Raw genomic sequence first — 22,306 nt, 5'->3', positions numbered from 1 at the left:
ATGACCGCAGATCGCCCCGTAGCAATCGAGGGCTGCGACATGGCCACCGGCCCTGACGTCACCTCCGTAGCGGACATCGTGGACGGCAAGGTCATCAACGTCCGCCATCTACCTCGGCAGGATCCGCTCACGAAAAAGTCGCAGGTGCTGCTGGTTCTGCGCGCCGGCGGCCGCATCGCAGCTGGCCATCGGCCCGGCCTGCTGCAGCTGCTCGGCGCCGACGACAGCCCGATACCCGCTTGGCAAACCGCCCTGAAGGCCGCCCAGGCCTCGTCCGCACAGTCCGGAGATACCAATGAGCCGCAGTGACGTCCTCCCTCGCTTCCTCGCCGATACGGCCTCCCATGAGCTGCGGATCGTGGTCGACGACGGCGTGCACCGCCACCTGCAGTTCCGGCGCCCTGGTACCTACTGCTACGGCTTCGACATCGTGACCTGGCCCGGGCACCTGGCGATCTCCGGCGACATGGGTACGGCCGTCTTCAGCCGCCTGCACGACATGTTCGAGTTCTTCCGCGCCAAGCCTGCGGAGCATGAAGAGGCCGGTGGCCTGTTCGTGAACGATGGCTACTGGGCAGAGAAGTGCGTGGCCAACGACGGCGAGAAGAAGGAATTCAGCGCTGACCTCTTCCGCGCGCTGGTGACCCGCCTGTTCAAGGAATACGTCGAGGAACGCGTGGATCCCGACGACCTGGCGGATCCGGACACGCCCCCGGAATGGGTGGCCCGGCTGTGGCAGGAGCTCGAGCTCGAAGTGCTGAACGACTCGGAAGATCACGATGCCCTGAGCAACGCGATCAGTGCGATGTCGGACTTCAGGCCGAACGACCCGGACTACAGCGACTTCCAGATCACCGACGCCTGGGAATACGCATCGTCTCTGCAGCAGTACACGTTCCACTTCCTCTGGCGCCTGTATGCGATCGCCCACGCGGTCCGTGCATACGACGATGCCGCCGGCGCGGACGAACCGACAGGCCTGCCCGGCGACATTGCCGCGCCGGCACCGCTGGCGGAGGTGGCCCATGCGTGAGCATCCCATTCTTTTCAACGGCGCCATGGTGCGAGCCATCCTGGACGGCGAGAAGACGCAGACGCGCCGCCTGTGCAAGGACATGAACGCGTGGGTAGACCAAAGCTGCCGAGAGGTGCGGCATGTTGACGGCGTGCCCCATCACTTCCTGCTCGGCGCGCAAATGCCCATCGAGAAACTGCGCTGCCCCTATGGCCAGCCTGGCGACCGACTGTGGGTACGCGAGACGACGGTGAACGTGGAAGAGCATGGATACGTCGGCACCGTCTACCTGGAGTCCAAAGAGGGCTACGCCACGCTGCAGGGCGGGTTGGCACCTGGGCCGGACGACGTGACCGAAGTCGAGCCGAACGAGATCACATTGCGGCCGTCCATCCACATGCCGCGCTCCATGTGCCGGCTGTTCCTTGAAATCACCGACGTGCGGGTCGAGCGACTGCAGGCCATCAGCGAGGCCGATGCCGCCGCCGAGGGCGCCAGCCCGGCCGTGCTGCTGGATATCCGACTGCGCCACGGCCAGCCACGCGCGGCAAAGCCGATGGTCTACGAGGACCGCCGGGAGATCTTCGCCGACCTCTGGGACAGCACCGGGGGCGACTGGAACAGCAACCCCTGGGTGTGGGTCATCACCTTCAAGAGGATCGAAGCATGAACGACGTCAACAAGGCCTGCTCCTGCCCGAGCGGCGGCGGCTCGCTGCGCCACCCGTGTCCGGCCCATCCGCCCCGGGCGGACGTGCAGCCCGGTGGGAGGATGAGGCAGGGAGATCAGGCCGAGCGGGGGCCGTGGCGCTCGATGGACACGTGCCCGCGCGACGGAACCGTGGTTCGTCTGCGGTGGGGTGAAGACCATGTATCGCCAGGCTGGTGGTCTGCGCCGGTGGCGCCGGTGCAGAACGACGATGGAACCTGGCCGACCGATACGGGTGGATTCCCCTGGGCATTCATTGATTTCAACAACGGCGCTGCGTTCGTCAACCATGCCGTAGACACCGAGTATGGGCCTACTCATTGGGCACCCTATGTCACCCTCTCCGCCCAGCCCTCCACGGGTGGTCAGGATGCGCCGTTCCCATGGGAGAACTTCCCGGCGTACCTGATCGACAAGTGCGAAGGCGACACGATCAGCGAAGAAGGCTTGCAGCACGCGTTGGCCGCGATGGCAGAGGATGAGCGCTACTGCCGCGCCGCCCGCCAGCCGACGGATGGACTCTCATGGGCTGACTACTGGATCGAACGTGGACAATCCGACGTGGCCCACGACTTCGAGGCGTTTTCCCGCGCTGAGGCTTGGGCGCTCCAGCGCTTCCCAGACGCTGGCCAGCCGGTGGGGCAGCTCACCGATGCCGAGATCGACGCCCGCCTCAACACCCTGTACCGCGACATGGTGGCCAGCGGCCAGCACAACGGCGGCATGTCGGGCGTTGCATGGGACCGGGCCGTCTATCGCATGGCATCAAACCAGTCGTCCGGAAATTCCGGAGAACTCACCGTTGATAGCCAGCCGGTGGGGGAGCCGGTGGCGTGGGTGAACGGCCGACACCTGGACGATTGCATTGCCACGCCGATGATCGAGAGCAACGATGACGCGACGATTCTTAAGCCGCGGAACATCGGCGCCAGCTCCCGGCCGGACGGCTATACGGACATACCTCTTTACCGTGCGCCCGCACGCGACGTCGACCTAGTGCCAGGCATTGTCCGTTGTGCGAAGTGCTCGTTCCAGCTTCATCGCACGAACCTCTACCTGCAGAGCGGCACGGTCGGCGCTGGCGATAGCCAGACCGAACCTTGCCCGAACGGCTGCGGCCCGCTGTGGCCGGTGACGTGGGAAACGTGGGCACGTGAGGGCTGGGCCGAAGTTGAGCGGCTGCACTTGGAGAGGGCCGACCTTTCCAACCAGCACTCCCCCACTCTCACGGAGATCGGGATCTTCCTGAAGAAGTGCGACCCGCGCCTCGTCTGTGAGTATGTGGATGACGACGTGAACCTGAAGGTCGCACTCCAGGCAAGCCTTGAGCAGCGTCAGCACGTTCCGCAGCAGCCGGTTTGCTACGTGCACCCGATGGACGCCGATCTACTACGAACCAAGGCAGTCGTGCTGCGCCGGGTCGACACCTACTGGAGCAAAATCGCCGATGCAGTCCCGGTCTATCTGGGAGCGCCCGCGCAGGCCGTGGACCCGGTGCCTGCCTCGTTCCCGGACACGCAGGAAGTGCGCGACATTCTCGGACGCCCCAACTTCTGGTGCAGCCCGTGGGCAAATGTCCTGCGCATGCGCGGCGACGAGATTCCGAACAAGGCCGAAGAAGAACAAGCGGCGGTGATCAGGTTCATGCTGAATCACTACCTCGCTAACGGTGCCGATTGGGCTGAAACCGCTGGTGCCGAGTTGGACGCGATCCGGAAGGCCGGCAGCCAGGCGGTGGGCAAATGAGCCTCCCCTACGAGAACGCCACCAGCGGCAACAATGCGATCAACGACATCCAGAAGATGCTGCGATCCTTCGGATGCCAGCGCTTCGCCACAGGTGAGGACTACGAGACCGGCGAGCTGTTCATCCAATTCGAGCACCGCGGCCGGCAGGTGCAGCTCAAGGCCAGCGCGCGCGGCTACGCAGCGGCCTGGCTGCGCGAGCACCCCTATGGCCCCCGGATCCGGGCCACTCGAGCCGAACACGAAGCCAAGGCGCTCAAGATCGGCGGCGTCGCCGTCTACTCGATCCTGCGCGACTGGGTGAAAGGCCAGGTCACGGCAATCGAGATCGGCATGCTGACCTTCGAGGCCGCGTTCTTGTCGCACATCCTGCTTTCCAGCGGGCAGACGGTGATCGAGCACGTGCAGCAGCAGAAGCTGCTGCCGCAGGAGGCAGACCATGGCTGAGGTCGCAATCGACATCACCGGCGAGGAAGGGCAGCTGACCATCGAGAACACGGTCGCTTTCGACCTGCAGCTGAGCGGCTGCGGGTTGTGCATCGACATGACCCACGACCAAGGCCATGCGATCTACCTGGCTTTGGCAGCCTTCTTCGGCCCGGGAGATACGACCAATGGCTGAGTGCATGACCCTGGTCGCCCATGGGGCAAAGGCCGCTCAAAACTTCGACCCTGACCCTCCGCGTTGCATGACGTGCGTCTATTTCCGCCGCGAGCCCCACACCCTTCACCGGTTTGTCTCCCGGCCGAATCGTAGGGGCAACATGGTTACGCGCAAGGTGCCACTGCGGAAGGATCCGATCTTGAACCCCATTGTGGACCGCTGCAGCTTCGGGAACTTCCTGACCAAGCCGCATGCCATCTGCGACGAATGGCGGAGCCGCAAGGGGGAGGTCATCGACCATGGCTGACCAGGCAGCGCGCGATCGCGCCACCGACCACAACATTCACCCAGATCTAGCCAGGGAGCTTCGCGCGATCGCCGCGGTCCCCATGGATCTCCGCCGGCCGGCGCTGCGGCACCTGGCCGAGAACATCGGCACCGCCGCAATGGTCGATCTGTTCGGCGAGTTCATTGGGCTGGCCAACCAGGTCGCTCGCAATGCCCGCGAGCAGGCCGAGGACCTGCTGGTGCTGCAGGGCCACGTGTGGCCGCACGAGGCCGAGCGCGTGAACATGCCCTGCATCCTGGGCGCCCTCAACGGCATCGTGCTGGCCGCCGGCATCGACCCTGGCCCGCTCTGCGGGGGCTGTGCGTTCCGCGCCGGTACCGTGGCCAACCAGTGCCTCCCGACCACCGAGGACGCTGACTACTGCTCCACCCCGGGCGAGCGCCCCTTCCTCTGCCACGAAGCCGTGGACGAGCACGGCAACGCCATCAGCGCCTGCCGCGGCTTCGCCCAGCGGCGCGCCGCCTTGAATGCTGCCGAGCGCAGCACCGAACACCAGGAGCCCGACGCATGAATACCTCTGACCGCCTGCCTGTGCACTACCACGTGCACCTGGACGTCGCCGGCGCACTGACGAACTTCACCGACCAGGATCTGGACGGGCTTTTCCAGCGCAACCCGCCCGGCGAGCCGGTGACTGCAGCCGAAGCCCGCCGAGTGCTGACCGACCACCTGGCCGGCGGCCGCAGGGTCATCCCGCTCGCGCCCTGCGAGGGCTTTGATTACAGCGGTACCGGCTGCCCGGGCCACCTGGCAGAAGCTGAGGCAGACCATGGCTGATGCAGGCACTGCCGACGGCACTGCCACCCGGATCCTGCAGCTGCTGCAGGAGGGGCCGGGCCTGGCCGGCGAGCTGGCCGCCGAGCTGCAGCTGCCTTCGAACCGGGTCAGCAGCTACCTGCACCAGCTGGCCAAGACCGGCCGTGTGCAGCGCGCGGCCTTCCACGGTCCCGACGAGCGCCCATCGGTCCTATGGAGCCTGCAGGCGGTGCCCCATGAGTAACCACGTCCCCTCAGCGCGAGGGTTGTCGAGGACCACATCCCCCGCGAACCTGCGCCCGGTCCGATTCGTCACGCTCAAGCAGTTCGAGACGCTGACCGGCTACACGGTCGATGCCATCAACTCGAAGATCAAGCGTGGCGATTGGCTGGAGGGCGCCGTGTTCATCAAGGCGCCAGATGGAAGAAACCTGATCGATTTGGAGGGGTACGAAGAGTGGGTAGTCCAAGGCAAAGCGGCGTCCGGCCAGTTTCACAAGGCAGCATCGAGATAACGTTCCACTACCGCGGCAAGCGCTGCCGCGAACGACTGAAGCTGCCCCCGACCGCTCGGAACCTGCGGTACTGCGAAAACCTGCTGGGCCAGATCAAGATCGAGATCGAGAAAGGCACGTTCGACTACGCCACCCACTTCCCCAACAGCAAGCGTGCCCGTCAGGTCGCCACCCGCCCTGCAGCCCTGGACAACCTGGAGCAGGTGCTGACCCGGTGGCTGGCGCAGAAAGAGCCCGAGCTCGAGCACAGCAGCCTGATCGGTTACCGGCGCATCGTCGAGAACATCCTGGTGCCGCGCTGCGGAGCGATCGCGCTGCGTGACTTCGACCGTATCGCCCTGAAGGAGCTGGTGGCCACGTTCGACGAGTCGACATCGGCCAAGCGCATCAACAACGTCCTGGGCCCGCTCCGCGGCGCCCTGGATGAGGCCGTGGCCGACGACCTGATCCCGAGCAATCCCCTCGACGGGTTCAGGGTGAAGCGGCGTGCCAAGGCCAATGCGCGCGAAGAGGTCGACCCCTTCACGCCGGAGGAAGTCCAGGCAATCCTGGCCTCCTGCCGCGAGGACCAGGTCCGCAACTACTGCCAGTTCAACTTCGCCACCGGCCTGCGCACCTCGGAAATGATTGGTCTCTGCTGGTCGGACATCGACTGGCGCAAGGGAACGGTCAAGATCCGGCGCGCCTGGGTCATGGGCAAGATGAAGGCTCCGAAGACCGAGTCCGGTGTGCGTGAGGTGCAGCTGCTGCAGCCGGCGATTGATGCCCTGAAGGCCCAGCGTGCCCATACCGCCACCGCCGGCGAGTTCGTCTTCCATGATCCCAGGACGAATGCGCGGTGGGGGTCGGATCAGAGCATCCGCGCTGGCGAATGGCAGCGCGCGCTGCGTAAAGCTGGGGTCCGGTACCGGTACCCGTATCAGATGCGCCACACCTTCGCCTCCCAGGCGCTCAGCGCCGGCGAGAACGTCATGTGGGTGGCGCGGCAGATGGGGCACCGAGACTGGACGATCACGGCGAAGAAGTACGGCCGCTGGATCCCCTCGATGGTCCCCGATGCGGGCGCTAAGGCTGCCGCGGTTTGGGGCGTGGTGTCCACACCTTAGTGGGCTATCCTGAGCTTCCTGAACGGCATGAGGAAGCGAATGAACGACGAATCGAAAGGTACGGATGCCGGCTCCGCCTCCCAGACAGACGCCGATGCGGACAGGGATACGCTATTCATCCGTTCCCCGGAGGACTTCACCTCCGACTTCTTGTCAGGTTGGATCGTAGACGGTCGTAGCGGAGGCTTGGTTCGCGGCCGCCTTCACGAAGAGGGGCATGTATCTATGATTGAGCATGTCGGTCCACTCGGAACGTTCGAATTCCGAGGGGTGATGGAGGGTGGGGAGTACATCATGAGCACCGACGCGACAGCGGCTCATTTTGATCGCCTTGTGCAGATCAACAGCGACAAGACCCCTTGCGACATCCCGCTACCGGATGCGCCGCCAGGGCGCGTAATTGACGTGGCCGCGGAACCACACGACAAGCTGTTGTTGATCCAACGACAATTCATCATCAACCGCGTTTCCACTCGCAGGCACCTCAGCGAGCTCGTCGCTCTTAACGCCTCCCACACCTATTACCGTGGCCAGTTCTTTAGTGACGATGTGGTTACCTATCTGAACGATCATCCTGAGCTCGGGGATGGTCCAGCCGTTGACGGCGACTGACGCGTGACTGTTCAGGAAGATTGCCGTAGTATTCGCGTCGTTGGGCAGGGTTAGTGCCAGCTTTTTGCCAGCATTGACCCCAAAAGCCTTGCAATACTTGAAGAAACCGGGGGTGCATTGGTTTCGACGGGGGTTGTGAAGTCGCCTGGCGCATGCCGAGGGGGTAGCTTTCCTCGTAAATCCAGCTGCAAAACTCTAGTTGCCAACGACGACAACTACGCTCTGGCCGCTTAAGGCCTAAGCCTCGAAACCGCTTGTGTCCATGCTCGCGGTGTAGAGTCACTATCATGGAATCGCGCTGGGTGGCTGCCTGTCAGTCCGGCACTAGAACACAACAGGCTGGTTCCCGGATGCGCTTTGCGCACCGTGCTGTTCGGGGACGAGATCCAACGGTGAGCTAAGCATGTAGTGCTGGGGATGGAGTGCCTTCGGACGGCGGTTCAATTCCGCCCACCTCCACCAACGAACGGTTCGTCAAGGACCGGAGAAGCCCGGAAACCCCCGCATCACAAGGGTTTCCGGGCTTTTTTACTTTCCGGCCTAGTTCGCGTCAGTTCGTTGCAGGCCGTGAGACGGTGGGGGCATATTTTGGGGCATCCGCCCGGACCTGAAAGACACATGCCCCCACTTACCGATCTGGCCATTCGCAAGGCCAAAGCAACGGACCGCACGCAGAAGATCTTCGATGGCGGCGGTCTGTACTTGGAGATCTCGCCCAAGGACAGCCGCTGGTGGCGGCTGAAGTATCGCTTCGACGGGAAGGAGAAGCGGCTCGCATTGGGCGTCTACCCAGACGTGACCCTGGCTCTCGCCCGGCAGCGGCGGGACGACGCGCGGCAGCTGCTGGCGCGCGGGGTGGATCCGGGCGAGCACAAGAAGGCGGCAGCCGTGGCTCGAGCGGAACTGGGAGCCAACACGTTCGAGGTCATCGCACGGGAATGGCTGGCCAAGCGCGATTGGGTGCCGAAGTACCGCATCAAGGTCGAAGCGTGGTTCGCCAATGACGTATTTCCGTGGGTCGGAAGCCGACCAGCGGCCGAGTTGGAAGCGACGGATTTCCTGTCGGTCGCTAGGCGCGTGGAGACCCGCGGCGCCATCGAATCGGCGCACCGAATCATGCAGAACTGCAGCCAGGTGATGCGATACGCCATCGCCACCGGCAGGGCGAAGCGCGACCCGGTTGCGGACCTGCGCGGCGCTCTTACCCCCTCGCCAGAGAATCACTACGCCGCAGTCACCGAGCCCGTCGAACTGGCGCCCCTGCTGCGTGCCATGTATGGCTACTCTGGGACGCTGACGGTTCGGATGGCCCTCCGCCTCGCTCCAATGCTGTTTCTGCGTCCTGGCGAGCTACGACAGGCCGAGTGGGCGGAATTCGACCTCGAGGAGCGGATGTGGACGATCCCCAAGGGAAGGATGAAGATGCGCCGACCGCACATTGTCCCGTTGTCGCTGCAGGCTCTCGCGATCCTTGAGGAAATCAAGCCGCTCACCGGACGGGGAAAGTACGTCTTCCCCTCGGCTCGTTCCAAAGCACGGCCCATGTCAGAGAACGCAGTGACTGCGGCTCTGCGCAGAATGGGGTTCGAGTCGGGCACGGTCACTGGACACGGCTTCCGCGCCACAGCGCGCACCATACTGGACGAGGTCCTGAAGGTCCGGCCCGACATCATCGAGCACCAGCTGGCCCATGAAGTGAAGGATCTGAACGGCCGTGCCTACAATCGTACGACCCACCTCGATGAGCGGGTTCGGATGATGCAGGAATGGGCGGACTACCTGGACAGGCTGCGCGATGGGAACGTGGTGCAGCTGCGGGTTGCTTGATGCCTACACGCCGCGACGCAGCTGCTGCAGCCCTGCCCTCACCCACGCCTTGCGCGCGTCCTTCGGGCGGGGCTTGGTCGCCGGCAGGGGCTTGGCGGGCTCCAACGCTTCCTTGACCCGCGCTGTGGCGAGCGCGGTCGCCTCGGCCAGGCGCCGGGCCTGTTGCTGCTGCTCAGGTGTCGGTGGCAGGCCGGGCAGCGGTTCGAGCGGTTCGGCTGGCGTGGTGTCCAGCAGCCGGGCCACTGCCGCGCGCAGGCGCATGTCCGGGTAGAGCCGGACTGCGCACCACCGCTCGGCGTAGCGCTTGCCCTGGGCGATGCTGGCGGCCGGAACCTCCTTGATCTGCCACATCTTCCGAGCGTCCAGACGCACGCGCACAGCGCCATCCTTGCCGCATCTGATGTTGGCGATCTGCCGGCCGCTCCACCACAGCACCCACGTGTCGCCCAGCTGGACCCAGCCGGAGGGTGGTGGTGCGGTGCGGAAACCTTGATAGCCGTGCATGGGAAGCATGGCCGGAAGGATACGGCCGGCGGTCGCAAAGGATGCGACAAGGGATTGTTCACCGGCTGAACCGTTCGGCGAAGGAATTGTTAAGGCTTGCATCGGCGGTTTGACGAAATCGTCAATTTGCCAGAATGGCAGTGTCGAGCATGGCTCGCCTATGCGCGTCATGTTAGCGCGGCCATCGTCATGGCCCCGGCGTATCAGTCCTTCGTCGGCAGCATGACCGCGCCTGCTTCCGAATGTTCCTCCAAGCACATTCTGTAGTTCTCCTTCTGAGTACCACCGTAGTAGTCAGCGCGCTCGTACGACTCTTTGATACACGTCGCACGGGCCTCTTCACGCTCGGCTCGCCGACTCTCTCTGACCTGAAAGTAAGAGACGGCTAGGATCAGGAGGATCACAAGCCCCACTATCACGTCTTTTCTGCCCACTGCTGTTCCTACCATTGACGTCTAGCCCAGATCGTATCAGGCCCCGTGCCCTACACATTCCGGGCACAAGCAGGCGGGCTACGCTCCGGCCATGTGCGGCCGATTCGTCCAGCTCCCCGTTGTCGACTTTGGCCAGCCCGGTCTGGCTGACCTTGCCCCCGGACTGGCGGAGATCCAGCCCAGCTACAACCTGGCGCCGACGCAGCGCGCCTCGGTGATCCTGGACCGCGGCGAAGGCCGGCAGGTCACCCGGCTGGCGTGGGGCCTGCTGCCGTTCTGGGCCAAGGCCAAGGGCCTGCAGGGCTCGACCATCAACGCGCGGATCGAGACGGTGGCCACCAAGCCAGCCTTCCGATCGGCGTTCAAGAAGCGCCGCTGCGTGATCCCCATGGCCGGCTACTACGAGTGGTCGGTGAGCCCGATCGACGAGAAGAAGGATCCCTGGTTCATCCACGCCACCGGGCCGCTGCTGGCCGCCGGGCTGTGGGAGGACACCAGCCCGCTGCTGCCCGACGGCAACCTGGGGACCTTCACCATCATCACCGGCGACAGCAGCGGTGTCTCGGCCGACATCCACGATCGCATGCCGGTGTGGCTGCAGGCCGGCCAGCTAGACGAATGGATGGCCGCCAGCCCGGACGATGCCATGGCGATGCTGCTGGCCAGTGAGCCACCGGCGATGGAGGCTTACCGGGTCAGCCGCGCGGTGAACACGCCGCGGAACAACCGCGAGGACCTGCTGCTGCAGGTCGCATAGTCCCACATCATCCGAACCCCAGCGGCACCTCGGTCAGATCCACGATGAAGATCGTGGCGTTCTGCGGCCCCATCGTCACGCCGCCCACCGGGAAGGTGTTCGACGTAAGGGTATGCTGGGAAACGACCTGCTTCGAGATGAAGATCCGGTTATCGCTGGTCATGTGGAAGTAGTCAGCATTCATCGTGCAGCGATCCTGCGCCACGGACGAGTAGTAGAACCGCGGCGACGGGATGGCGATGCCGATTTTGGTGCCCGGGAAGAACTGCCCGATCTCCACAGGCGGCCCTGCCACAGACGGTAGCGCCACCACCTGCAGCACGCGCAGGCCCTTTCGCCGGGAGTCGTAGAAGACCGTCCCATCTTCACCGCGCATCCGCAGCCCCACCGGACCTGATGCTGCACGCTCAGCCGCGCTGAACGTGTAGTACTCCAGCGACTTGTTCGGAGCCGACCTCGACGCGTAGGCGAAGCACGTCACGCCGCTTTGCACCAGGCTGAAACCGGTATTCACCGACACCGAGTCATTCACATATCGGCAGACGTGCAGGTTGGACGTGCCGTTGGTGCTGGCCAGGAATCCGCGATCTGGCCAGGAGGCGAATGGCGGCGAACCGCCGGTGGCTCCGCCTGCAAAAGACCCGGAGTCGAGCGTCCCCGACTTGGCCAACTGCAGGTTTCGATACCCGATACCGATCTGGATCTGCCCGGTGCCCTGATTCCGTATGCGCAGCCCGACGGCCATCAGCTGAATACCCCATAGTGAAGCGTGATGCCGCCGACCGTGTTCGTCGTCGGCTGGCTCGGGAACATCTCCATCCTGACGTGGTAGTTCACCACGTCAGGGTCCCAGCTCCAGTTGATGCTGTTCCCCGAGATGGTCACCGAAGGGACCAGCATCCCGTACACAGATCGTTGCCCCTCGCAGGTGAAGTAGTAGAAGGGCTCACCGCCTGAAAAGTCATTGACGATGAGCCCACCGTTTGCCTCGGGCGGCGCGATCCACTTGTTGTTGGAATTGACCGGGTTGTAGAGCGGGAACGTGTACGACCCGATGATCTTGGTCAGCCGCGTGGTGACCGTGGTCTCCACGTACCCGCTCTCGCTCCTTACCCGCAGACCCACGTCGACCATTACTGCAGCACTCCAAGCTCTACGGCGAGATTGCCGTTCGGGTAGCGGATGTAGATGCCCTGGTTGGTGATGTTCAGCCGATACCCGCCGGCGACAGTGCCGTTGAACTCGAAGCCACCGCCCGCCGCCTTGTTTATCCGCCAGCCAGTTTGCCCTGACACGTAATCGTCGGACTGGATGGTGCCGCTGATCTTCGCGTTGGTGATCGCCGCATCGGCGATCTTGGCGCTGGTGATCCACGCGGTGCCGATCAGGGCCTGGTTGATGAACGTCTGCCCGCCCTGGATCACGAACGGCGCGGTCACGTTGCCGTTGACCACGTTGATGACGCCAAACCGGTCGGCCTGCATCAGGATCTGGCTCTGGTAGCTGCCATCGGGCTGCTGCTCGACACCCAAGCCCATGCCGGCCATGTAGATCTGACCAGCGCTGGTGATCTGCGCCTTCACCGTGTAGGTGGCGCTGATCCTGCCATTCACGTCCACCAGGGCCTGGCTTGTCGCCTGCACCATCGCGCGGGTTTCGCCTACCGATGCCTCGGTGGTATCCACACGCCGGCCCAGCGCATAGTCGCCGCTGGCAATGACCGTCAGCGTGGTGATCGTGCCCGCGAAGGAGTCTTCATCGCCTGCGTTCCAGTCCTCATCGCCCGCATGCTCTGCGCTGTACTGCGCCACCAGGCCATCTACTCGGTTGCCCACCGCGGTGACCTTGCCATCGATCTCCGTAACGTCCAGCTCCAGCTGATCGATCCGCCCGGCCAACGCACCGGCCTCGGCCACGGCATCGCCCACGCTCTTCCACTTCGTGCCCGGCGGCTCCTCGTTGCCGGGGTCGGCATCGGTCCACAACCAGATCTTGCCGTTATGCACCACCGTCTGGCCCGGCTCATACGTGGCATCTGCGACCCAGATCAACGGGACGATACTGCTGATGCTCTCGATTTCCGACAGCAGCTCATGCCCCAGCGCGCTCTTGTTGATAAGGCCGGAGAAGTAGGCGTCGTACTCGGTAACGTCGGTGCTCGATTCGCCCACGACACCCGCACCAGCTGGATACCACGGCCCGATGTTGCCGCTGCGGTCCACCAACCGGCCCCAGAAGTAGAACTTCGCACCTGCAGACAGGCCGTCGAGCCGGTGCCGGTTCTGGGGATAGGCGAAATCGCCGAGCTTCGTCGCGTTCTCCAGGTTCGGCCCAGCGCTGCGCCAGATCTCGGTGCGCTCGGTATCGGTCGCCCCGGGCGGAAATGCCCAGGCCAGCTGGATGCCGAACACCACCGAGGCTGCCGTCAGCGAGGTGAGCGCCGGCGGCGGCTCCGTCTTGCCCTGAATGTCGGTCAGGACGCTGAGAGCCGGCTGCGACACGGCATTGAGCGCGTTCACTGCACGCACCCTGGCCAGGTACTTGCCCGCGTAGATCCCGCGCACCTCCGCGCTGGCCGTGCCGACGCGACCGACACGCACCCAGTTCAGGTCGTCCCGACGCCATTCCACGTCGTAGGCGATCGCCTTGTCGGCCGCATCCCACTCGATGGTCAGTACCGGCGTGGCAATGCCCTGATCGATCACCACATGCGAGGACATGCGCACGTTGGCCGGTGGCGGCTGAACGCTGGGAGGGACGATGCTGATCGGCGGCGGCTCCAGCCTGGTGCCGTCGTCGATGGCCGCGAACTTGTCCGGGCGGTGCTGCAGCGCGGTGATGCGGTAGGTCAACCCGTCGTCCTCAGTGATGCTGATCACTCGGAACTGCTGCATCACCAGGTCGCTCGACTCCGTCGCCCAGATCGACTGCGCCACCGGCACCACGCTCCAGGGCGCCGAGACGGTCACCACACGCGTCACCGGGTTGACCCCGCTGATGGTGCGGGCTTCGGTCTTCCCGCTCGGCAGCGTGGCGCGCAGGAGGTCTCCGGCCTGCATCGAGGGTGGCACCACATCCAGGGTCAGGCTGCTCGCCGATGCCGCGCTGATACGACCAGAATTGCGCCGGCCGGCACGCTTGGCATCGGCGACCTGGATCACATCACCTGGCATGCAGTTCAGAGCGTCCAGACCGACCGCGAAGCTGACCGTCTCGGTCTCCAGGTTTTCGCTGTAGAGGATGTGCAGCCCCACGCGCTGGGCCTGCGACTTCGAGTGGCAGCCGAATGCCGTCACCTCGATCTGATTCACGCCGTAGCGCGCGATGCCCTCCTGCAGCTGGACCGGCTCGACCTTCTGCCGGCCGAAGTCGTCGGGATCAGACCATGAAACCAGAGCCACCGTGTGCCGCGCTTTGCTGCCGCTGCCGGTGTAGGTGAACTTCCCGTCGACCACGTTGGCCTGGCTGTAGGTGTAGACCGGGTCCTTCGGCATGTCCGCCGAGGCCATGATCTGCCCTGCCGCGTAGAAGCTGATGCCGCGGAACATGCTGGCCATGTCCTGCAGCACCTTGTGGGCCGACTCCCGGGTCTGCAGGTACAGGCTGCAGGTGAAGCGCGGCTCCATGCCGCCCATGCCGTCACTGACCAGCTGATCGCAGTACTGCGCGATCTCGTACAGGCGATACCTGTTCACCCAGTCCAGCGGGATGCGATCGCCCAGGCCGAAACGGTCGTTGGTGACCATGTCGAAGAACACCCACGCCGGGTTGTTCGTCCATGCCGACTTGAAGGTGCCATCCCACACGCCGGTGTAGGTGCGCGCGATCGGGTCGTAGTTGCTGGGCACGCGGATGATCCGGCCCCAGATGCGGTATGCGGTGGTCGGCTTACCCTGGAACTGGCTGCCATCGATCTGGATCGCGGCGATCGCGCAGTTGGGGTAGCGCAGCTTGACGTCGATGATCTCGGTCATCGAGATCACGTTCACGGTGTCGGCGACGGTCGAGCTGTTCGCGTTCGGCGTGAGGCGGCGGATCCGCACCTGCCACTGGTTGCCCGGCGGCAGGTCGATGCGGTGGCTGCGCTGATACTCGGTGGTGGTCTTGCCGCGAAAGGCGTTGGTCAGCACCGTGCTGAACGCACCACCGTCGGTGGATAGGTCGATGGCGTACTCGACGGCGTAGCCCTCGGTGTCGCCGTTCTCGGTGTTCTGTCGCTGCAGGGCAGGCACACCGAACCGGACCCGCACCGCGGACAGATCCTGCCCGGACGCCGTGCGCACCACCGGCGTATCGCGCAACTCAACGCCGACCCCGATCTCGTTCTCGACGGACGGGAAGCCGGCGATGTACTCCTGGTCCTGCGTACCCGAACGGGTCTCAATGCGAACGCCGTTGAAGTTGAAGGTGCCGTCGCTGTTCTGGATTGGCACCTCGTTGAGGTAGATGGACTGGTTACCGGCCACCAGGCCGCGGATCTCGCCCTCGCTGGTCAGGTCCAGGACCTTGGCGTAGGAGATCGAGTGCAGGCTATCGGCCGTCTCCACCGGCGTGCGGGCGTTGGTGCTGCTCTTGCCGCCGGCGCCGATCACGTCCGCGCACGCATTGGCCAGCGGGCCATGCTGATAGTTGAGGGCTCGATTCACTGCTGGTCCTCCGCGTAGATGCCGCCGCTTATCACCACGGATCCGACGACCATCCCCTTCGTGTCGTGGCCTCCGTAGGCGACGGGCACCGGGTTGCCTTGGGCCTGCACGTTCACAGGCCCGTTCATGCTGTAGTTCGGCGTGTTCTCGGCACTCTCCTTCGACCCCAGGCCACGCGGCTGGGGCGACAGCATCTGCACCACGCCGCCGATGGCCAGGCTCCAACCGGCCGCGCCGACCGCGCCCCAGAACTTGGCGACGCCAGCGCCGGCACCCGGACCGCCGTAGATGGTGGCCACCACGATCAGGGCGACACCGACGATGGTCTGCAGGGCGCCGCCGCGCTTGGAGCCGACCAGCACCGGTGCAATGCGGATATCGTCGGCACCCGGCGGATCGTGGAGCTGCGCCTTGCTCAGGTTCTCTCGGCCGATGAACACGGCGAACTCGATGCCCTGGTCCCTGCAGCCGGTCAGGAACTGCCGGAAGCCAGGCAACAGGATGCCGAGCGCGAAAATGGCCTCGGCTGGGCTGTTCACCGCCAGCTGGAACTTGCGGCCGAAGCGAGCGCCGAGGCGGCCGTAAAGCCGGACAGTGCGCAGGCGCTCAGTCATGGCCGGCCTCCTTATGGCGAACGATGTACCGGGTGCGCTCGGCCCACATGCCGCCGTAGACCACCGTCTCGGACAGGCGGCCGTGCATGTGGTGCAGCATCTTCCCGTCGCCCAGGTAGATGCCGGCGTGGTTCGTCACTGGCGAGCGGATCTGCATCAGCACCATGTCGCCGCGCTGCGGCTCGCCTTGGATGACCGCGAAGCCCTCCGCCTGCAGCCGGTCCAGGCTGTAAAGGTCCTGGCCCTTCTCCCACCAGTCATCTTCCCGCTCGTACTGGCTGAGCCGGATGCCCAGCTCACGGGCGTAGAAGTCCCGCACCAGGCTGTAGCAATCGAGCACGCCGTGGGCGAACTGCCGGCCCACCAGCGGCGCCTCGTAGCCGCAAGGCTCAAACGTCTGCAGGTCGCCGCACTCTGGATCGGTGCCGACACACTGCCCCACGCTCACGATGTGCCATGGCAGACCACTGGCCTCGCACATGACGCGGTCGGCATCAGAGGCGGCCGCAGAGGCGTTCGGGTGGCTATGCACGACGGCCAGCACCGCGCCGCAGTCCTCCGCATCGGCGAAGTCCTCCGCCGGCAGCCGGAAGTGCTCGCTGGGCGTGGTGGCCAGGTTGCGGCACGGGATGTACGTCTCCCCGTCGCGACCGGCCACGATCAGGCCGCAGCACTCGCGCGGGTACTCGGCCACGGCATGCGCCTGGATGGCCTGCAGGGTGCTCTGTTGCATGGATATCGCCCATAGAAAAGGCCCGCGCTGGGCGGGCCTTGTGGTGCTGCTGGAGCAGCGCGAAGTTGCGGGTGGTGTCGGCGGGCGGGTCGTCAGGTCCGCAACAGGCCGGCGGCCGGAAACCCACCATGCGGGATCGGCTTGTCCTGGCCGAACCGCAGTTGGCAGCTGCGAACCAGGCCGGCGCACACGTCCCTGGCCGGGTCGTCGACCGGCTGGTCGTTGATATCGAAGTAGACCGAGCCGGTGTAGCCGCAGTAAGGACCGCGATAGCCGCCATGCAGCAGGGCGCTGCAGATCCTGGTGCACTGCCGCGCGGGCAGCTCCCGCCCGTTGAAGTCGGCCACCGTGGTCAGCTCGAACTCGACCGTTTCGTCGTCCTCGCCCACCTTGCGCTCGATGTACCAGATCTCATCGGGGAAGTGCTCGCCCGGATCGGCCAGCGGGTTCCCCTCGGGGAAGTTGGCCGCGTCCAGGTACTTCACCAGCGTCTGCCGGCGAATCAGCTTGGCACCGGCCAGATCCTGGAACATGCGGCACAGGGCGCCGATACGGCCGTCGATGTTGCTGACCTTCAGCCGGGGATTGGGCTGCTGCTCGCTGGTGCGCTCGAAGCCGGTAGCGTTGATCGGCCACGGGCCATACTCCTGGCCCTGCCACCAGATCACCCCCGACTGCAGGTGCTGGTGGAAGAACAGCTGATCGGCACCGAAGCTGCTGCAATCCAGCTCGTAGACGGTGATCCGGCCTCCGGGCTCAAGCTGCTGCGCGTCGGCGGTGATCATTGAAGCGAGACCTCTTTTCGGCCATCGGCGTCAGCCGGTAGAACCTGTGGAAGGTCCACAACGACCGTAACGCGCACCGTCAGCATGTAGACAATGTCCTTCGGCTCGCCAGATGTCCGATCCGTACAGCGGTACTCGATGTAGCCGCTGCCTGGGGCGATCGACAGCCTGACGGTAGGCTCGTCGTTCTCATCACGGAACACGCTGGCACGCCATCCTTCTGGCAGGCCGATACCGCCTCCGTGTACACGATAGATGCCGACTGAGACGCGTTCGGAAGTAAGGCCAGCCACGTCGAAGGGGATGCCTGTGCTGGTCCCTGGTGAGTGATCACCGTCCAGCACGATCTCGCCCGTCGACCGCAGATTGAGCGCAATGCTGATTCTCTCGTCCATGGTCAGGCCCGCTTGATGAAGTTGTTGCCGTCGACAGTGGTGTTCGCAGAGGTCCATGGGCGTCCACCGTCGATGGTGACGCCGGTGTTCGTGCTGGGCTGACCGAACTCCAGAATGCCCTGCTGGAAGCCGTTGACGATTCGCCGGAAGCGCCAGATGACACCAGTCCAGCCGGACCCAGCTACTGTCCGAACCGCTAGCAGTTGCATCTTGTCGTCATCGCCGTTCGGCGCCCCAAACTCAAAGATGGTTCGAACGGCCCCGGCTCCCGTTTCCAGCGGTGTCTGGGTACTCGAAATCGTCCCCGTAAATGAGGGACTTGCCTTGGGTGCGGCAGCGTTGGCGGTGTTCTGGGCAGCCACCGCCTTGCCATCTGCAACAGCGGCAGCGTCGATGCCACTTGTTGCCACCCCCTCCAGATAGGTGTCGTTTGCGTTGATCTTCTGCGACATGACACGTGCGGGGTCGCCCTTCTTGCCGTTTGGCTGGACGGTGTCGATATCGATAGGCTGAAGTGCCATGTTCTCTCCTTACGGCTGGAACGTCTGTTCGAAGGTGGCCGTGACGCTATAGGTCAGGCCATTGGGGAATGGCTCGCCTTGGGCTGTGCACTCGAACAGCAGCAGGCCGCGCGGGCTCTGCCACAGGAACGAGCGGCCGACGTGGGCGTCGAGGAAGGCGATGATCTGGTCGATCGTCGCCTTGGTGCCGGTGAAGGTGAGCTGGTAGCTGCGGCTGCGCGGGTTGATTCCGTCCGGCGCCACCTGCCGGTAGCCGTCCCCAAACTGCACGCGGTGCACCACATCCTTGATGGTGCTCCCGCCTGTGCTGGTGGGCTTCCAGGTGAAGGTGTCGGTCATCGTCCTGCTCCCATCACCCGCATCGCACCGCCGTCCTTCATGGACCTGACCTGCGCCTCGTTGATCTTCATGTCGATCAGCTGCCCGATTTCCTTACCGAACCGCTGCCACACTGGGGTATCGGCAGAAACGTCGGTCGATCCGTCGCTGTTGACGATCACGCGCACGTTCACCACTGACCCGCTACCGGTCGCCGCTCCACTTCCCGCTGTCGGCGCCGCAGGGATCACCGCTCCATTGTCGCCGGGAATGAGGTATGTCCTGCCGTTCTGTCGGAACAACTCAGGCTTGCCACCCTCGCCCACCTGGTAGAACGAATCCGCTGCAACAGGTCCGCCGGTGGCCCTGCCTCCGCCAAAGTTGGACATGTTGTTGCCGAACCCGCCAATAGAGCCTGCGCCGGTGCCGTTGCCGGTATAGTTGCCAGCGCCGGCACCGCCACCCCATGCGCCAGCCACCGCATTGATGATGCCCACCGCCGCCTGCTTCGCAGCGATGCGTGCCAGATCCGCAACGATGGCGTTGGCCATGTCGCGGAACGACAGCTTTCCTGTCTGTGCGAACCGCACCCAGGCATCCTCCCAGCCGCCGAGTGCGCTGTTCATCAGACCGTTGGCTTGTTCCAACGCATTGCTGGCGGCGAAGGAGTAGTCCTCCCATGCCCGGCGCGCTCCTGCACGCCAGTCGCCCAGCATCGCCAGGCGCTGCTCCTGGAACGTGCGTTCCTTGGCCAGCTCACTGTCGCGGTACGCAGCTGCATTTGCGGCCAGCAAATCCCATGACGCCTTGTCGCTGGCCACATCGCGGCTGCCGATGCGCTTCAGCTCGTCCTGATACTCGCGCTGGATGTCCAGCTGCCGGCGAAGCATGCCCACCGCATCCGACCCACGTCCCATGCCCATCAGGTCCAGCTCGTTGGAGCGTGCCCGGTTGCTGCTGCCCTGCTCCAGGATCGCCTGCTGACGTGCCAACGCCTCCGCTGCTTCCTTCTCCTTGGCGTATGCCGCCGCCTTTTGGCCCGAGGTGACCAGCTCTTCCTTGGCAGCCGTCAGCAACGCCCTGGTGGACGCCGTCATGGTGTTCTTGCCCTTGGCCAGCACCTGCTCGATCGCCATCGCCTGGCGCTCGCTCTCGGTCACCTTGACGCCGGTCTCCACCAGCTGCTTGTTGGCCTCGATCTGCCGTTGTGCCGCTGCCAGCATGTTCTGCGCGGCGCTGTCGTCGCCGTTGCGCTTGCCTACGCCGTCGCGGCGGTTGAACGACTTGTCGACGTCGGCCTGGGCCTTCGCGATCAGCCGCTGCATGGACCCGTCGAAGTGCCGGGCATCGTTGTCGGCCAGCTTGTTGTACTGGGCGATGATCTTCAGCCGTGCCGCTTCCTTCGCGCTGGCACGATCGAGGCCGGCTACCTGGGCATTGATTGCCTCGGCGGCAGCCTGTTCGGCTGAGGCGCGCTCCTGCGTCACCGCAGCCAGGTCACGTGCGGTCTGCGGATCCAACGCGCCACCCTCATCGATGGGCTTGGGCAGCGGCGGCAGGCCTCGCATCGCGGCCGCCGCGCCGTTCAGCGCCTCGGTGACGGACGGCAGACCGAGGTTCTTAACCAGGGTGCCACCGGCCAATCCAAGGCCCAGCACGTCGCTCAGGCGCGGCAGACGGGCCAACACACCCCACTCCCCGGCGAGGTCCACCACGGCACTGGTGAAGTTGCCCAGCGCGCCCCACGCGCCCTCGACGTCGGCCTTGATATCGCGCCAGCCTTTGGCCATCCCGGGCATCACCGCCTCGGTGCGGTTCGCCACGTCGTCCAGGTGGCTGGCATAGATCTGGATCGCCTCGTTGGCGGCTTCCTGCGACCTCCCCTCATCCCGCAGCGTAGTGATGCGCTGCAGCTGCGCGGCGGTCAGGAACCGCTCTGCGTCGTTGAGCTTCAGCAGGCCCTCCACCGGTTCCTTTGCGATGGAGTCGAATGCACTGACCGTGGCCGATAGGGAGCGCCCGGTCGACGCTTCCATGCGCGCAGCAGCGGCGGCCACCATCTCGAACTGCTCGCCGGCATAGCGACCAGCCTTTGCCGTCTCCGTCAGCGCCGCAACAGCGCCACTGCGGGACACGCCCTGCAGGTGATCAATGCTGCTGGCCAGCTCCAGGAAGCCAGCGGCACCGACGGCGGCACCCTGCCCGCTCAGGATCTGAGCCTTCTGGAACTCGAACAGCTGGTCTTCCGACTGCTTTGCGGCGATGGCCAGAGCCGCCAGTGCTGCGGCAGTCAGGGTCAGGGGATTGATCAGCCCCAGCACGTAGCCACCCACGGCACGCGCGGCAGGCCCAATGCCACCGAATTGATCCTTCAGCTGCCCGCCCTGCTGGATCGCCACCATCCACGCCGGCTGGCCGCTGATCAGGCTGGTGGTGATGTCGGTCACCTGCATGGGGATCATGCGCAGGTTGTTCTGCAGCTGCCGCGCGGACATACCCATGCCGTTCTGCGCGCCGGTGGCGTTAAGCACCGATGCACGCATGGCGTCGATCTTGGTCTGGTACTGATCGAACACCGCCGGATTGATCAGTCCCGCCTTGTGCGCTCGCTCCAGGCGGTCTTCCATGGCCGCCAGCCGGTTCAGCGCACCCACGGTCGGGTCGATCTGGCCCAGCAGCTGCTTCAGGTTGATCTGCTGCGCCTCGGCAGCGGCAGCGGCCTGGCGCACCTGATTGGCGGCCCGCGCCTCAGCCTCTTCCAGAGCGCGCGCACGGGCGACCATGCGGTCTTGCTCGCTGCCGGCGCCGGCCAGCGCCCGCGCCTTGTGGTCGATGCCCAGGGCGGCGTCACGGGCAGCCTCGGCCAGGGCGCGCTCGGACAGGTTGGCTTCCCGATTACTTGCGGCCCATTCCATGGCGCGCTGGGCCACACCCTTCAGCCGTGCATCCTGATCGGCCAGCTGCTTCTCCAGCTGCTGGCTGGCCGTGGCCACCTGTGCCGTCGAGGCCGCTGCAGCAGCGCCTGCGGCGCCATAGGCCTGCGCCTGAGCCGCGGTGCTGGTCAGCTTCCCGTCGAGCGCGCCCAGCGAGGCCAGGATCTCGGTGTTGGTCCGGTTGAGCGTCTGCAGCTCGGTGATGACGGCGCCGGTGCCAGTGCCGATGCGGTCCAGCGCGCCGCCAAGACGGTCACCGAGCGCGCTGGAGGAACGCTCCACGGTCCGGGCCAGTGCCGAGTACTCGCGGTCCAGCCGGTCCGCAGCGCCGCCGGCGCGATCAGCCGCCGCAGCATTCTCGTCCAGGGCCTTGGTGCCCTCCACCAGGCCGCTGCTGTCGACCTTGTACCCAAGCTCTGCGATGTCCAT

General features: G+C 65.1%; 26 protein-coding genes and 1 other RNA gene. 16 read left to right on the top strand and 11 right to left on the bottom strand.

What is annotated here, in order from left to right; genetic code table 11:
• The 15 genes from ACZK1G_RS08740 to ACZK1G_RS08670 all read left to right on the top strand — a co-directional run bounded on the left by ACZK1G_RS08740 (position 1) and on the right by ACZK1G_RS08670 (position 9,237).
• A complete protein-coding gene (locus ACZK1G_RS08740) occupies positions 1 to 309 on the top strand; it encodes a hypothetical protein (RefSeq protein ID WP_100441466.1) in 309 nt (102 codons plus the stop codon).
• Positions 296 to 1,033 carry a hypothetical protein gene (locus ACZK1G_RS08735; protein WP_478448240.1) on the top strand — a complete coding sequence of 246 codons (738 nt, stop codon included), beginning with the start codon at positions 296 to 298 and terminating at the stop codon, positions 1,031 to 1,033. The genes ACZK1G_RS08740 and ACZK1G_RS08735 overlap by 14 nt, the downstream gene beginning before the upstream one ends.
• The gene (locus ACZK1G_RS08730) at positions 1,026 to 1,685 is read left to right on the top strand and encodes a hypothetical protein (RefSeq protein ID WP_478448238.1); all 660 of its coding nucleotides are present in this window, start codon (positions 1,026 to 1,028) and stop codon (positions 1,683 to 1,685) included. The genes ACZK1G_RS08735 and ACZK1G_RS08730 overlap by 8 nt, the downstream gene beginning before the upstream one ends.
• Entirely contained in the window at positions 1,682 to 3,469 is a 1,788-nt protein-coding gene (locus ACZK1G_RS08725) for a hypothetical protein (RefSeq protein ID WP_478448237.1), read from the top strand. Before ACZK1G_RS08730 ends, ACZK1G_RS08725 begins: the two co-directional genes overlap by 4 nt.
• On the top strand, positions 3,466 to 3,915 hold the full coding sequence (locus ACZK1G_RS08720) for a hypothetical protein (RefSeq protein ID WP_088475888.1): 450 nt from the start codon (positions 3,466 to 3,468) through the stop codon (positions 3,913 to 3,915). Before ACZK1G_RS08725 ends, ACZK1G_RS08720 begins: the two co-directional genes overlap by 4 nt.
• Complete coding sequence (locus ACZK1G_RS08715; RefSeq protein ID WP_046430035.1) at positions 3,908 to 4,090, top strand: hypothetical protein; 183 nt, start codon at positions 3,908 to 3,910, stop codon at positions 4,088 to 4,090. The genes ACZK1G_RS08720 and ACZK1G_RS08715 overlap by 8 nt, the downstream gene beginning before the upstream one ends.
• Before the next feature lie 4 nt (positions 4,091 to 4,094).
• Positions 4,095 to 4,379 (top strand): hypothetical protein, encoded by a 285-nt coding sequence (locus ACZK1G_RS08710; protein ID WP_152665611.1) that lies wholly within the window; start codon positions 4,095 to 4,097, stop codon positions 4,377 to 4,379.
• An 82-nt stretch (positions 4,380 to 4,461) separates the two neighbouring features.
• Positions 4,462 to 4,932 carry a hypothetical protein gene (locus ACZK1G_RS08705; RefSeq protein WP_049420516.1) on the top strand — a complete coding sequence of 157 codons (471 nt, stop codon included), beginning with the start codon at positions 4,462 to 4,464 and terminating at the stop codon, positions 4,930 to 4,932.
• Entirely contained in the window at positions 4,929 to 5,198 is a 270-nt protein-coding gene (locus ACZK1G_RS08700; protein WP_046430034.1) for a hypothetical protein, read from the top strand. Before ACZK1G_RS08705 ends, ACZK1G_RS08700 begins: the two co-directional genes overlap by 4 nt.
• Positions 5,191 to 5,421, top strand: coding sequence for a winged helix-turn-helix domain-containing protein (locus tag ACZK1G_RS08695; protein WP_046430032.1), 231 nt, complete (start codon positions 5,191 to 5,193; stop codon positions 5,419 to 5,421). The genes ACZK1G_RS08700 and ACZK1G_RS08695 overlap by 8 nt, the downstream gene beginning before the upstream one ends.
• On the top strand, positions 5,414 to 5,692 hold the full coding sequence (locus tag ACZK1G_RS08690) for an excisionase (protein WP_080342732.1): 279 nt from the start codon (positions 5,414 to 5,416) through the stop codon (positions 5,690 to 5,692). Before ACZK1G_RS08695 ends, ACZK1G_RS08690 begins: the two co-directional genes overlap by 8 nt.
• Positions 5,635 to 6,798 carry a site-specific integrase gene (locus ACZK1G_RS08685; protein ID WP_046430030.1) on the top strand — a complete coding sequence of 388 codons (1,164 nt, stop codon included), beginning with the start codon at positions 5,635 to 5,637 and terminating at the stop codon, positions 6,796 to 6,798. Before ACZK1G_RS08690 ends, ACZK1G_RS08685 begins: the two co-directional genes overlap by 58 nt.
• Before the next feature lie 39 nt (positions 6,799 to 6,837).
• Entirely contained in the window at positions 6,838 to 7,410 is a 573-nt protein-coding gene (locus ACZK1G_RS08680) for a hypothetical protein (RefSeq protein WP_046430028.1), read from the top strand.
• A gap of 108 nt (positions 7,411 to 7,518) precedes the next feature.
• Positions 7,519 to 7,872, top strand: a transfer-messenger RNA (tmRNA) gene (gene ssrA, locus ACZK1G_RS08675).
• 156 nt (positions 7,873 to 8,028) lie between these two features.
• Positions 8,029 to 9,237 carry a phage integrase central domain-containing protein gene (locus tag ACZK1G_RS08670; protein WP_197659335.1) on the top strand — a complete coding sequence of 403 codons (1,209 nt, stop codon included), beginning with the start codon at positions 8,029 to 8,031 and terminating at the stop codon, positions 9,235 to 9,237.
• Between the two features lie 3 nt (positions 9,238 to 9,240).
• Here ACZK1G_RS08670 and ACZK1G_RS08665 read toward each other — a convergent pair whose 3' ends face one another.
• A complete protein-coding gene (locus tag ACZK1G_RS08665) occupies positions 9,241 to 9,750 on the bottom strand; it encodes a hypothetical protein (RefSeq protein WP_197659340.1) in 510 nt (169 codons plus the stop codon).
• Between the two features lie 516 nt (positions 9,751 to 10,266).
• Here ACZK1G_RS08665 and ACZK1G_RS08660 point away from each other — a divergent pair.
• Entirely contained in the window at positions 10,267 to 10,932 is a 666-nt protein-coding gene (locus ACZK1G_RS08660) for an SOS response-associated peptidase family protein (protein WP_197659334.1), read from the top strand.
• 7 nt (positions 10,933 to 10,939) lie between these two features.
• Here the strand turns inward: ACZK1G_RS08660 and ACZK1G_RS08655 are convergent, their stop codons facing one another.
• The 10 genes from ACZK1G_RS08655 to ACZK1G_RS08610 all read right to left on the bottom strand — a co-directional run bounded on the left by ACZK1G_RS08655 (position 10,940) and on the right by ACZK1G_RS08610 (position 22,306).
• The gene (locus ACZK1G_RS08655) at positions 10,940 to 11,677 is read right to left on the bottom strand and encodes a hypothetical protein (protein ID WP_197659333.1); all 738 of its coding nucleotides are present in this window, start codon (positions 11,675 to 11,677) and stop codon (positions 10,940 to 10,942) included.
• A complete protein-coding gene (locus ACZK1G_RS08650; protein ID WP_478448233.1) occupies positions 11,677 to 12,024 on the bottom strand; it encodes a hypothetical protein in 348 nt (115 codons plus the stop codon). Before ACZK1G_RS08650 ends, ACZK1G_RS08655 begins: the two co-directional genes overlap by 1 nt.
• Positions 12,025 to 12,065: 41 nt before the next feature.
• On the bottom strand, positions 12,066 to 15,578 hold the full coding sequence (locus ACZK1G_RS08645; RefSeq protein WP_478448231.1) for a TipJ family phage tail tip protein: 3,513 nt from the start codon (positions 15,576 to 15,578) through the stop codon (positions 12,066 to 12,068).
• Complete coding sequence (locus ACZK1G_RS08640; RefSeq protein WP_164116210.1) at positions 15,575 to 16,192, bottom strand: tail assembly protein; 618 nt, start codon at positions 16,190 to 16,192, stop codon at positions 15,575 to 15,577. Before ACZK1G_RS08640 ends, ACZK1G_RS08645 begins: the two co-directional genes overlap by 4 nt.
• A complete protein-coding gene (locus ACZK1G_RS08635) occupies positions 16,185 to 16,925 on the bottom strand; it encodes an NlpC/P60 family protein (RefSeq protein ID WP_197659330.1) in 741 nt (246 codons plus the stop codon). The genes ACZK1G_RS08640 and ACZK1G_RS08635 overlap by 8 nt, the downstream gene beginning before the upstream one ends.
• Positions 16,926 to 17,017: 92 nt before the next feature.
• Positions 17,018 to 17,710, bottom strand: coding sequence for a phage minor tail protein L (locus tag ACZK1G_RS08630; RefSeq protein WP_197659329.1), 693 nt, complete (start codon positions 17,708 to 17,710; stop codon positions 17,018 to 17,020).
• A complete protein-coding gene (locus ACZK1G_RS08625; protein ID WP_197659328.1) occupies positions 17,707 to 18,105 on the bottom strand; it encodes a hypothetical protein in 399 nt (132 codons plus the stop codon). The genes ACZK1G_RS08630 and ACZK1G_RS08625 overlap by 4 nt, the downstream gene beginning before the upstream one ends.
• 2 nt (positions 18,106 to 18,107) lie before the next feature.
• Positions 18,108 to 18,626, bottom strand: a complete 519-nt coding sequence (locus ACZK1G_RS08620; RefSeq protein ID WP_197659327.1) for a hypothetical protein — start codon at positions 18,624 to 18,626, stop codon at positions 18,108 to 18,110.
• Positions 18,627 to 18,635: 9 nt separating this feature from the next.
• The gene (locus tag ACZK1G_RS08615) at positions 18,636 to 18,965 is read right to left on the bottom strand and encodes a phage tail protein (RefSeq protein WP_197659326.1); all 330 of its coding nucleotides are present in this window, start codon (positions 18,963 to 18,965) and stop codon (positions 18,636 to 18,638) included.
• Positions 18,962 to 22,306: a phage tail length tape measure family protein gene (locus ACZK1G_RS08610; RefSeq protein WP_197659325.1), complete on the bottom strand. Its 3,345-nt coding sequence runs from the start codon at positions 22,304 to 22,306 to the stop codon at positions 18,962 to 18,964. The genes ACZK1G_RS08615 and ACZK1G_RS08610 overlap by 4 nt, the downstream gene beginning before the upstream one ends.

This window comes from Stenotrophomonas sp. 109824_Sma (assembly GCF_056480025.1).
This window is presented reverse-complemented; position numbering and strand designations above follow the sequence as displayed.